10 protein-coding genes, 1 tRNA gene and 1 pseudogene are annotated in these 11,304 nt (G+C 69.3%); 6 read left to right on the top strand and 6 right to left on the bottom strand.

Features of this window, described 5'->3' with window-relative positions; genetic code table 11:
• Nucleotides 1–216: 216 nt before the first annotated feature.
• Nucleotides 217–1,047: pseudogene (locus OG933_RS20515) on the top strand (LacI family DNA-binding transcriptional regulator); the annotation flags it as partial.
• Between the two features lie 122 nt (nt 1,048–1,169).
• Here the strand turns inward: OG933_RS20515 and OG933_RS20510 are convergent.
• The 3 genes from OG933_RS20510 to OG933_RS20500 all read right to left on the bottom strand — a co-directional run bounded on the left by OG933_RS20510 (nt 1,170) and on the right by OG933_RS20500 (nt 3,138).
• Nucleotides 1,170–1,243 (bottom strand) — tRNA-Pro (locus OG933_RS20510).
• Nucleotides 1,244–1,285: 42 nt separating this feature from the next.
• Complete coding sequence (locus tag OG933_RS20505) at nt 1,286–2,071, bottom strand: Pr6Pr family membrane protein (protein ID WP_362522388.1); 786 nt, start codon at nt 2,069–2,071, stop codon at nt 1,286–1,288.
• Between the two features lie 140 nt (nt 2,072–2,211).
• Nucleotides 2,212–3,138 (bottom strand): metallophosphoesterase, encoded by a 927-nt coding sequence (locus OG933_RS20500; RefSeq protein ID WP_405628280.1) that lies wholly within the window; start codon nt 3,136–3,138, stop codon nt 2,212–2,214.
• Between the two features lie 94 nt (nt 3,139–3,232).
• Between OG933_RS20500 and OG933_RS20495 the strand changes: the two genes are divergently transcribed.
• A complete protein-coding gene (locus OG933_RS20495) occupies nt 3,233–3,697 on the top strand; it encodes a GatB/YqeY domain-containing protein (protein WP_362522392.1) in 465 nt (154 codons plus the stop codon).
• 238 nt (nt 3,698–3,935) lie between these two features.
• On the opposite strand, the gene OG933_RS20490 is transcribed toward OG933_RS20495, so the two are convergent.
• The gene (locus OG933_RS20490; protein WP_405628277.1) at nt 3,936–6,209 is read right to left on the bottom strand and encodes a transglycosylase domain-containing protein; all 2,274 of its coding nucleotides are present in this window, start codon (nt 6,207–6,209) and stop codon (nt 3,936–3,938) included.
• Between the two features lie 407 nt (nt 6,210–6,616).
• On the opposite strand from OG933_RS20490, the gene wblA reads away from it, so the two are divergent.
• Nucleotides 6,617–6,955 (top strand): transcriptional regulator WblA, encoded by a 339-nt coding sequence (gene wblA, locus OG933_RS20485; protein WP_020129278.1) that lies wholly within the window; start codon nt 6,617–6,619, stop codon nt 6,953–6,955.
• A 14-nt stretch (nt 6,956–6,969) separates the two neighbouring features.
• Here wblA and OG933_RS20480 read toward each other — a convergent pair whose 3' ends face one another.
• Together OG933_RS20480 and OG933_RS20475 are read right to left on the bottom strand one after the other, a co-directional pair.
• On the bottom strand, nt 6,970–8,388 hold the full coding sequence (locus OG933_RS20480) for an ArsA family ATPase (RefSeq protein WP_362522396.1): 1,419 nt from the start codon (nt 8,386–8,388) through the stop codon (nt 6,970–6,972).
• Entirely contained in the window at nt 8,385–9,362 is a 978-nt protein-coding gene (locus OG933_RS20475; RefSeq protein WP_362522397.1) for an ArsA-related P-loop ATPase, read from the bottom strand. Before OG933_RS20475 ends, OG933_RS20480 begins: the two co-directional genes overlap by 4 nt.
• A 120-nt stretch (nt 9,363–9,482) precedes the next feature.
• On the opposite strand from OG933_RS20475, the gene OG933_RS20470 reads away from it, so the two are divergent.
• From OG933_RS20470 to OG933_RS20460, 3 genes are all read left to right on the top strand, one after another.
• Nucleotides 9,483–9,641 (top strand): DUF4177 domain-containing protein, encoded by a 159-nt coding sequence (locus OG933_RS20470; protein ID WP_020129281.1) that lies wholly within the window; start codon nt 9,483–9,485, stop codon nt 9,639–9,641.
• Nucleotides 9,638–10,102 carry a RidA family protein gene (locus OG933_RS20465; protein WP_020129282.1) on the top strand — a complete coding sequence of 155 codons (465 nt, stop codon included), beginning with the start codon at nt 9,638–9,640 and terminating at the stop codon, nt 10,100–10,102. The genes OG933_RS20470 and OG933_RS20465 overlap by 4 nt, the downstream gene beginning before the upstream one ends.
• 163 nt (nt 10,103–10,265) lie before the next feature.
• Nucleotides 10,266–11,171, top strand: a complete 906-nt coding sequence (locus OG933_RS20460; protein ID WP_020129283.1) for an NUDIX domain-containing protein — start codon at nt 10,266–10,268, stop codon at nt 11,169–11,171.
• Nucleotides 11,172–11,304 lie beyond the last annotated feature (133 nt).

Genomic DNA, 11,304 nt, shown 5'->3' with positions numbered 1-11,304 from the left:
TCCTGGCCCGAGCCGCCACTCCGCACCTCGTAGCGACGTTGGCGCACCATGAGGGTGCAGTGCACGACTCACAGGGCCGGCCCCCTGCCGGAGGTGTAGTGCTGCGTCGCATTTCAGCGAGTGAGCCGGACGGTGAATTTGAGTTGTGGCTCCTAAACGCAGCCTCGAAACAACTCGTCAGTCTCCGGGGCCCGGAGGGGCAGGGGCAGGGCGCGGCAGAGCATCCGCGTGGAGTGGCAGCTCTACGAACTCGACACAGGCGAACTGCACCGCTGCCCGCCCAAGGACCACTCCTACCGCGACATCGACACGCCGGACTTCCTCGCCTCACTGCTGGCCGGCCACATCGCCCGGACGAGACCGAAGCCGTGCGAGTGCCACGGACTGGCCTACGTCTTCCGCGGCCATGGAACCGCCAACGGGTCCGTAAGCCGCCCCGGAGCGAAGCTAGTCGACGTGGCGCGCCGCTCTGGCGTATCGACCGGCACCGTCTCCAACGTCCTCAACCGCCCGGATGCTGTGGCGGAGCCGATTCGCCTGAAGGTGCTGGAAGCCATCAGTGATCTCGGGTACATCCGCAACGCCGCATCGGGGGAGTTGGCTGCTCACTGGCGGCGCTCCGGTTTCGCCACGTGGCTCTTTCGACCGGCTGCGACAGGGCGGTATCCCGGGCGAGGCAGTCAGGAAGAGCGGCCAGTGCCTGTGGTTGCTGAGCCGTGGCCTGGCATCCCGGCACGCGGGCGAGGAGCATCCAAGCGGGCTGAGGCGTGCTGGGTGCCGATCGCCCCGGGGCTTACTCCGCACGGTTTGCGCCACACTCACAAGACCCTGATGAGGGAAGTGGGGACCCCGCCAAAGCTCATGGACGAGCGCATGGGTCATGAGGACGGCTCCGTCCAGTCGCGCTATGACCACATCACGCCAGGGATGCGGCAGGCACTCATGACTGCGCTCACCGGGATGTGGGAGGAAGCACTGGACGCGCGCCGGACCATGAGTCTCGGCTCGCCTGTGACTGCTCTGGATGTGCTGCTGAAAGCTCGCTAGCAGCGCGCTGATCTGGGGACAGATTTCAAGATCTTCTCCAGGATTTCTCCAGAGATCCCCTGGAGAACGAGGCAGGCCCGGTGCTGATTTCTCAGCACCGGGCCTGACCTGGTGTTTCACTGTCGGGGTGGCGGGATTTGAACCCACGACCTCTTCGTCCCGAACGAAGCGCGCTGCCAAGCTGCGCTACACCCCGATGTCGCTGCTTGTCCTGCTTGTCGCGGCGACGTCGTTTACTTTAGCCCACCGGTGGCCCGAGACGAAATCCGGTTTTGGCGCGGTGGCTGATCGGGTTCGGGCGGGCGTGGTCGAGGGCCACGAGGAGGACCGCGAGGGCGTAGAAGGAGAGGCCGAGGAGGAGGGCGTTGGCGAGGGCGTGTTTGTAGCCGTGGGCCTCGACGTCGAAGAAGGGGTAGAGGTAGCGGCCCGGGGTGCCGGCCGGGATCAGCTGGGCGCGGGTGAGGCAGAACGCCAGGTAGGCCACGGGGTAGATCATCCAGGTGGCGGCCCGGCGCAGGCGCAGTCGGCCCGGGGGTGTCAGCAGCAGCCAGTCGAGGACGGCGGCTGTCGGTGTCACCGTGTGGATGAGGTGTCCGGCGACCAGGTGCCAGCCCGTGGGGGCGGTCGTCGTGCCGGTCACCGAGAAGGGGGCCGCCGCGTTCGTCAGGAGCAGGTGGTAGACGAGGCCGGTGATCGTGACGTAGAGCAGCGCGGCGCCCGTCAGGGCGGCGGGGAGGGGGTGGCGGGCCGTCCACGCTCGGCGGGCGGACAGCAGCGCGACCAGGGCCAGCAGGATGTTGCTCTGGATCGCGAAGTGGCTCAGGACCCGCAAGGGGCTGCCGAGCAGGAGGGCGAGCGTCACGCCCGCGGCCGCCGTACCGGCCAGCAGCAGGCGCAGGACGGCGGCCAGTGGACGGCGCACGGGGGCGACCACCGCCGAGGCGGGGACGGAGGAGAGCAGTAGCGCGTGGGTCCGCGGTATCGCGGGCAGATCCGGGATGTCCCTGGGTATCGGCGCGGTCATACCCTCAAGCTAGGCAAACATGACAGAAGGGGCGATATGGGAGGGCCGTTCGAGGGAACCTCCGCCGCCCCACCGTCACCGTTGCCGCCCCACCGTCGCAGCCGCCCCTCCGTCGCAGCCGCCCCTTGTCGCTCCTCGCCCTACTCCTTCTCGACCAACGTCAGCAAGGTCACCTCGGGCGGGCACGCGAAGCGCACCGGCGTGTAGCGGCTCGTTCCGCATCCCGCCGACACGTGCAGGTAGGACGTGTGCCCCTCCGCCGTGTGCGTGGACAGGCCTTTCACGCGTTCCGTGTCCAGGTCGCAGTTGGTGACCAGGGCGCCGTAGAAGGGGATGCAGAGCTGGCCGCCGTGGGTGTGGCCGGCCAGGATCAGGGGATAGTCGTCCGCCGTGTAGGCGTCCAGGACCCGCAGGTACGGCGCGTGCACGACGCCCATCGAGAAGTCGGACGACGCCGACGGGCCACCGGCCACCTGCGCGTAGCGGTCGCGCTTGATGTGCGGGTCGTCCACGCCCGTCAGCTCGATCGACGCACCCTCGACCTTCAGCACGCCCCGGGTGTTCGTCAGGTTCAGCCAGCCCGCCGCGTCGAAGTTGTCGCGCAGGTCCTCCCACGGGTTGTGGACCACGTCGACGGCGGGTGCGTTGCCGTTCAGGCCGTGGCGTCCCTGGGCCTTCTCGAAGAGGTAGCGGGCGGGGTTGCGCAGCGTCGGGCCGTAGTAGTCGTTGGATCCGAAGACGTACGCGCCCGGGAACTCCATCAGTGGGCCGAGGGAGTCCAGGACCTCGGGCACGGCCTCCGGGTCGGACAGGTTGTCCCCGGTGTTGATCACGAAGTCGGGGCGCAGGCCGGCCAGGGATCGCAGCCAGCGCTGCTTCTTGCGCTGGCCGCCGACCATGTGGATGTCGGAGACCTGCAACACGCGCAGGGGGCGCATCCCGGCGGGGAGGACGGGGACCGTCACCCGCCGCAGGCGGAAGGAGCGGGCTTCGAAGCCCGCCGCGTACACCAGACCGGCGGCGCCGGCCGCTGCAATGGACAGGGGAACTCCGTATCGCGCGCGCATACGTCCATCGTGTCAGACGCCGTCAAAAGCCTTTGCCCCGCCGCCCCTTAAATCGGCGGGCGTGCGGCCGCCGACACCTGCGACAATCAAACCCATGACCACGCTCAAGTCGAAGCTGCAGGAAGACCTCAACGCCGCTATCAAGGGGCGCGACGAGCTCCGCTCCTCGACGCTCCGGCTCACGCTCACCGCGATCACCAAGGAGGAGGTCGCGGGCAAGGAGAAGCGCGAGCTCTCCGACGACGAGGTCCTCAAGGTGATCACCAAGGAAGCGAAGAAGCGCCGTGAGGCCGCGGACGCCTTCGCGGCGGGTGGTCGGGCCGAGTCGGCCGAGCGGGAGAAGGCGGAGGGCGAGCTGCTCGCCACCTACCTGCCCAAGCAGCTCAGCGAAGAGGAGCTGAACGACATCGTCGCCCAGGCCGTCGCGGAGGCGAGGGCGGCCGGCGCCGAGGGGCCGCGGGCGATGGGCGCCGTCATGAAGATCGTGAACCCGAAGGTGGCCGGCCTGGCCGAGGGCGGCCGCGTCGCCGCGGTCGTCAAGAGGCTGCTCGCGGGATGACGGCCTGACGCCGTCCATGTGACGGCCTGACCCCGTCCATGTGACGGCCGCGAGCCGCCACGCGCCGTATCGGAGCGTCAGCCTCCGCCGAGCGCCACCGGCCCCGCACGACGAACGGCCTCGCACGACGAACGGCCCCCGCACGACGAACGGCCCCTGCCTCTCCGTACGAGAAGCAGGGGCCGTTCGCTGTGTTGCCTACCGGCGGACCGACCGACCGGCCGGCGTCGGACCGGCCTCAGCCGCGTCCGCCGTTGCCGTTTCCGTTGCTCTGGCCCTGGAAGAACGTGCCTCCGTCGTTGCCGCCGGTCGAGTTCCCGCCGTTCGTCGTGCCGTTGGTGAGCAGACCGGTGAGGAAGCCGTCGTCGTTGTCCCCGGTGTCGCCGTTGTTGTCACCGTTGTCATCGTCGTCGTTCTCGTCACCGCGGTCCTTGTCGGGCGGGTTCGGGATGTTGACGAGGTTGAAGGACGGGGCTTCCTTGCCCTCGAGCGCGCCGGTCATGGCGTCGCGCCAGATCGGGCCCGGGGTGTCACCGCCGTAGACCTGGGAGTGGTAGACGCCACCGATGGTGATGTTGGTCATCTCGACCTTCTGGGTGGCGCTGCCGACCCAGACGGCGCCGGCGAGGTTCGGGGTGTAGCCGACGAACCAGGCGTTCTTGCGGGAGTCCGTCGTACCGGTCTTACCGGCGTTGGCGCGGCCGGACAGACCGGCCTGCTTGCCGGTACCGGAGTCGGTCACACCGCTCAGCAGCGTGTTGATGGTGTCCGCGGTCTTCTCGTTCATCGCGCGCGAGCAGGTCGACTTCGGCACCTCCAGCGACTTCTTCGTGCCGCCCACGGTCTGGGTGATCGACTCGATCGCGATCGGGGTGCAGTACATGCCCCGGCTGGCGAAGGCCGCGTACGCGGTCGCCATCGTCAGGGGGGAGAGGCCGGTGGAGCCGAGGGTCATCGACGAGGGCACCTCGGGGACCTTGTCGCCGTTGCCCTGGACCACGCCCAGCTTGTCGGTCATCTTCACCACGGGGCACATGCCGATGTCGGCGAGCATCTGCACGAAGTAGGTGTTGACCGACAGCTCCATGGCCTTCTTCAGCTGGTACGGGCCCTTCTCGGACTCGCTCTCGTTCTCCAGCTTGTCGTTGCCCTGGTTGGTCCACGGCTTGCTGCTGCACGTCTGGACCGTCTCCGGGTACGGCATCTCGTACGGCGCCGGGTAGCTCTGGTTCGCCGGGCGGCCCTCCTCCAGCGCGGCCGCGGCCACGAACGGCTTGAAGGTCGAGCCGGTCGGGAAGCCGTAGTTCGAGCCGCCCATGGAGGCGTTGACGGAGTAGTTGTACTCGGTCTCGTTCTTGCCGTAGCCGTACGGCTTCGACTGACCCATGCCGAGGATCTTGCCGGTGCCGGGCTCGACGAGCGTGGCGGCCGCGGCGACCTTGTCCGACTTGTAGACGTGGTCCTTGAGCGAGTCCTGGACGGACTTCTGGGACTGCGGTTCGAGCGTCGTCCGGATCGTCAGGCCGCCCTGGTTCCAGAGCTTCGCCCGCACTTCCTTGGTCTTGCCGAAGACCGGGTCGCTGAGGAAGACGCGCTCCACGTACTTGCAGAAGAAGCTGGCGCCCTTCACGGCGGTGATGCAGCCGTTCTTCGGCTGCTTGACCTTCAGGTCCAGCGGCGACTTCTGCGCCTTGGCGGCCTCCGCCTCGGTGATGTCGCCCACCTCGGCCATGCGCTTCAGCACGACGTTGCGGCGGTTGGTGGCCGTGACGTCGTCCTTGACCGGGTCGTAGACGGTCGGGGACTGGACGATGCCGGCCAGCAGCGCCGCCTGGGGGAGGGTGAGGTCCTTGGCGTGCGTGGAGAAGTAACGCTGTGAGGCCGCCTCGACGCCGTAGGCCTGCTCGCCGAAGAACGTGATGTTCAGGTAGTTCTCGAGGATCTTCTTCTTGCCGAGCTCCTCCTCGACCTGGATCGCGTACTTCAGCTCCTTGATCTTGCGGCCGATGGTCTGCTGGGTGGCCTGCGCGACCTTCGTCGGGTCGTCGCCCGCCTCCTCCACGAAGACGTTCTTCACGTACTGCTGGGTGAGCGTGGAGGCACCCTGGGAGACCCCGCTGCTCTGCACGTTCTTGTTGAGCGCGCGCAGCATGCCCTTCAGGTCGACCGCGCCGTGCTCGTAGAAGCGTGAGTCCTCGATCGCGACGATCGCCTTCTGCATGTACGGCGAGATGTTCTTGAGGTCGACCACCGTGCGGTCCCGCGAGTAGACCGTGGCGATCTGGCCGCCTTCGGCGTCGAGGATCGTGGTGCGCTGACTCAGCGGGGGCGTCTTGAGGTTGGCCGGGAGTTCGTCGAACGACTCCACCGACCCCTTGGCGGCGAGGCCCAGCGCGCCGAACGCGGGCAGGGCGATACCGGCCAGCACGGCTCCCGCGAGCACACTGACACCGAGGAACTTGGCGGCCTGCTGCGTTGGCGACAGACCACCGCCCGAGCGCTTCTTTGGCATGAGGGCAGCCTACGTTCTCATTCGCCGGACACGCGTCAATGCCTTGGCCTAAGCTGCTCTCAACTGTCACAGCAGCAGGGCTACGTATCAATACGTCCGGCGACCCCGAATCGTTCCGGAGGTTCCCCGACTTTTTTGATGGGGACGTGTCCGAATCCGCCTTGTGTGTCACCCGGCGTCCGTTGTGACTCAACTGAACTGTCCCGGTTGCCGGGAAAGCCGCATATGTCGCGGGCTCACTCCCCCGGGTGATCTGCCGCTTACGCATAGTCCGTTCGGGCCATTCAAGATTGGGCCCGAAGGGGGTGTTGCGCTGTGCCCACCTTCCGTAACGTCCTCAACTGGCGGCGGTGAATATGCCGCTGCCGCCGTGGGGGAGCCTCGATTCGGGAGAGGACGGCGCCGGTATGGGCTGGGTAACCGACTGGAGTGCGCAGGCTGCCTGCCGCACTACCGATCCGGATGAACTGTTCGTTCAGGGAGCAGCGCAGAACAGGGCCAAGGCGGTGTGCACCGGATGCCCGGTACGCACCGAATGCCTGGCCGACGCGCTCGACAACCGCGTCGAGTTCGGCGTGTGGGGAGGCATGACCGAGCGCGAGCGCCGCGCACTGCTGCGCAGGCGTCCGACTGTGACCTCCTGGCGCCGCCTGCTGGAGACGGCGCGTTCGGAGTATGAGCGTGGGGCCGGCATCCTGCCGCTCGACGACGACGAGATCTACGAGAACTACGCGGCGGTGGGCTGAGGAGAACCCTCGGCTCAGGCGTCGGCAGCCTCGGGCAGCTCCGGCCGGTTGGCCGCGAGCCGGTTCCCGATGTCCCGCAGCCCCGTGAGGTCATGCACATCGCCGGGCAGCGCGGCCACTTCGGACACCGCCACCTCGGGGTGCAGCGCGGTGAAGCGGTCACGCGTGCGCTGCTCGCGGGAGAGCAGGTGCATGCGTTCCGCGTGCAGCCTCAGCAGGCCTGCGGTGAGGTCGTCCACGGTCCGGTCCGCGTCCGCGCCGGTGTTCGCGTCGGCGCTCGCTGTCCGGTCCGTGTCGGTGGCCGTGTGCCGGTTCGCGCCGGTGGGGGCGTCGCGCTCCGGATCGGTTGCGGGAGATTCTGAACTGCCGTACGTGTCGGGAGAGTTACGAAGACCAGCTTTCCCGCCGTCCTGATCCACAATGCGGGGCTCTTCAAGATTTTCATCCGCGCGGGCATGGACGAGGTCGAGGTTCTCCGCAGCGGCGAGCGCCCGCTCGGCGGACAGCTGGGCGGCACCGCTGCCGTGCACGCGGTTCAGCACCAGGCCGGCCAGCGGCATGTCCTCGGCGGCCAGCCGCTCCACGAAGTACGCGGCCTCCCGCAGCGCGTCCCGCTCGGGAGCCGCCACCACCAGGAACGCCGTGCCGGGCGCCTGGAGCAGCTTGTACGTGGCGTCCGCGCGCGTGCGGAAGCCGCCGAACATCGAATCCATCGCCGCGACGAACGTCTGCACGTCCTTCAGCAGCTGCCCGCCGAGCAGCTTGCCGAGCGCGCCGGTCATCATCGACATCCCGACGTTCAGGAACTTCATTCCCGCGCGGCCGCCGACCTTGGCGGGCGCCAGCAGGACGCGGATCAGCTTGCCGTCCAGGAACGACCCGAGCCGCTTCGGCGCGTCCAGGAAGTCCAGCGCCGAGCGGGACGGCGGCGTGTCGACGACGATCAGGTCCCACTCGTCCCGCGCGCGCAGCTGCCCCAGCTTCTCCATCGCCATGTACTCCTGCGTGCCCGCGAAGCCCGCCGAGAGCGACTGGTAGAACGGGTTGCCCAGGATCGAGGCAGCCCGGTCGCCGTCCGCGTGCGCCTCGACGATCTCGTCGAAGGTGCGCTTCATGTCGAGCATCATGGCGTGCAGTTCGCCGTCCCCCTCGACGCCCTTGACGCGGCGCGGGGTGTTGTCCAGCGAGTCGATGCCCATGGACTGGGCGAGCCGGCGGGCCGGGTCGATGGTCAGGACCACCACCTTGCGGCCCCGCTCGGCCGCCCTGAGCCCCAGCGCCGCCGCCGTGGTCGTCTTGCCGACGCCGCCGGAGCCGCAGCACACCACGATGCGGGTCGCCGGGTCGTCGAGCAGTGGATCGAGGTCCAGCACGGGCGCGGGGGAGAGACGGCGCCGGGTGCTTCCCTGGTCGTGAGCCTGGTCCGGACTCATGCGATCCCCTGCTTCCGCAGTTCGTTGGCGAGCTGGTACAAGCCCGCGAGGTCCAAGCCCTCGGCGAGCAACGGCAGTTCGTGCAGCGGCAGGTCGAGTTCGCCGAGGACCGCGCGCTGCTCGTGCTCCAGCGCGTGCCGCTCGGCGTACTCCTCGGCCTGCTGAAGGAGCGGATCCACCAGCCGCTCGGCGTGCCCCCCGCGCCGCGCCCCGCCGAGTCCGGCGGCGGACAACGACCGGGCGACGGAAGAACGAGTCACGGTCCGTACGAGTTCCAGACCGTCCTCGTCGAGCACCTCGGGCCGCACCATGTTGACGATGACCCGCCCCACCGGCAGCTTCGCCGCCCGCAGTTCGGCGATACCGTCGGCGGTCTCCTGGACGGGCATCTCCTCGAGCAGCGTCACCAGGTGCACGGCCGTCTCCGACGACTTCAGCACCCGCATCACGGCCTGTGCCTGATTGTGTATCGGGCCGATCCGGGCCAGCCCGGCGACCTCGTCGTTGACGTTCAGGAAGCGGGTGATGCGGCCCGTGGGCGGGGCGTCCATGACGACGTAGTCGTACACGAACCGCCCGTTCTTGTCCTTGCGCCGTACCGCCTCGCACGCCTTGCCGGTGAGGAGCACGTCCCTCAGGCCGGGCGCGACGGTGGTCGCGAAGTCGATGGCGCCGAGCTTCTTCAGGGCCCGTCCGGCGCCTCCCAGTTTGTAGAACATCTGGAGGTAGTCCAGAAGGGCCAGTTCGGGATCGATGGCCAGTGCGTATACCTCACCGCCCCCCGAGGCGACGGCGATCTTGCGTTCCTCATAGGGCAACGCCTGTGTCTCGAAGAGCTGTGCGATGCCCTGCCGGCCCTCCACCTCGACGAGAAGCGTTCGCTTCCCTGCCGTGGCGAGGGCCAGCGCGAGGGCCGCGGCGACCGTCGTCTTGCCGGTCCCGCCCTTACCGCTGACGACCTGGAGCCTGCTCACGTCTTCGAGCGTAACCATTCGGCGCCCGAGGCAATCGGGTGGCTGTGGACAAGGGGGGTCGATATCGGCCACATGGCCCGTGGAACGGGCCCTCGGGCGACAGCGGATACAGTCGGCCCCATGACCAAGTGGGAATACGCAACCGTGCCGCTGCTCGTCCACGCAACGAAGCAGATTCTGGACACCTGGGGCGAGGACGGCTGGGAGCTCGTCCAGGTCGTGCCCGGGCCGAACAACCCGGAGCAGCTCGTCGCCTATCTGAAGCGGGCGAAGGCGTGAGCGCGGTCGAGACGAGGCTCGCCGAGCTGGGGCTGACCCTGCCGGCGGTCGTGCCGCCCCTCGCGGCCTACCAGCCGGCCGTGCAGTCCGGCCCGTACGTGTACACGGCCGGCCAGCTGCCCATGGTGGACGGCAAGCTGCCGATCACCGGCAAGGTCGGCGCCGAGGTCACCCCCGAGGAGGCCAAGGAGCTGGCCCGCACCTGCGCGCTGAACGCCCTGGCTGCCGTCAAGTCGGTCGCGGGCGACCTGGACCGTATCGCGCGCGTGGTGAAGGTCGTCGGCTTCGTGGCGTCGGCCTCGGACTTCACCGGCCAGCCCGCCGTCCTCAACGGCGCGAGCGAACTGCTGGGCGAGGTCCTCGGCGACAAGGGCGTGCACGCGCGCAGTGCGGTGGGCGTCGCGGTGCTGCCGCTGGACGCGCCGGTGGAGGTCGAGATCCAGGTGGAACTCGTCCCGTAGTCGCTTTCCGTCCCGTAGGCGCCTTCGCCCTGTAGGCGCCTTGCGGACGCCTCTCCCGGGTGCCGCGCCGGCATCCGGAGGCGTCCCCGTTGGCGCCCCGTGGACGCGCTCTGACCTCGGGGGCCTCTCGAACATTCGCGCACCACGGGATAGCCTCGCGCCCATGGCGAATGGGCAGTGGTTCCCCCAGGACTGGCCGGAACGCATCCGCGCGCTCGCGGACGGCACCCTCACCCCGGTCGTCCCGAAGCGCGCGGCCACCGTCATGCTCCTGAAGGACACCGACGGCGGCCCCGTCGTCCACATGCTGCGCAGACGCGCCTCCATGGCCTTCGCCGGAGGCGCGTACGCCTATCCCGGTGGCGGCGTCGACCCGCGCGACGACGACCTTCACGTCCGCTGGGCCGGCCCCACGCGCGCGTGGTGGGCCGAGCGGCTCGGCGTCGACGAGACGGCGGCCCAGGCGATCGTCTGCGCGGCCGTGCGCGAGACCTACGAGGAGGCGGGCGTCCTGCTCGCGGGGCTCACGCCCGATTCCGTCGTCGGTGACACCACGGGCGCCGACTGGGAGGCGGACCGGGTCGCCGTGGCCGCCCGTGAACTGTCCTTCGCCGAGTTCCTCGACCGCCGCGGCCTGGTCCTGCGCTCCGATCTGCTCGGCGCCTGGACGCGCTGGATCACCCCGGAGTTCGAGTCCCGTCGCTACGACACCTGGTTCTTCGTGGCCGCGCTCCCCGAGGGCCAGCGCACCCGAAACGCCTCCACCGAGGCCGACCGCACGGTGTGGATCCGCCCGGCTGACGCGGCGGCCTCGTACGACAAGGGCGAGCTGCTGATGATGCCGCCCACCATCGCGACCCTGCGCCGGCTCGTCCCGTACGGCACGGCCGCCGAGGCGCTCGCCGCGGCCCCCGGCCTCGACCTGACGCCCGTCCTGGCGGAAGCCCGCCTGGAGCAGGGCGAGGTCGTGCTGTCGTGGCCGGGGCACGACGAGTTCACCAAGCACATCCCGATCGGGGCGACCGGCGTGACCGACGCGGCCGACGCGACGCGCGGGGGCACCGCATGACGGACATCCGTGGGCGGACGGGCGTGAGCGGTCGAAGCCGGCCGCCCGGCGGGGGACGGGTCCTTCGCGGGCCTCTCGTGCCGCCTGGAGCGCCTCGATGTGCCGCGCCGGCCGTCCGCCGCCGAGGTGACGT

Source organism: Streptomyces sp. NBC_00016, from assembly GCF_045040885.1.
Taxonomy (GTDB): Bacteria; Actinomycetota; Actinomycetes; order Streptomycetales; family Streptomycetaceae; genus Streptomyces; species Streptomyces coriariae.
Note: the sequence above shows the minus strand (reverse complement) of the source record. Positions and strands in the feature narration are given on the sequence as shown.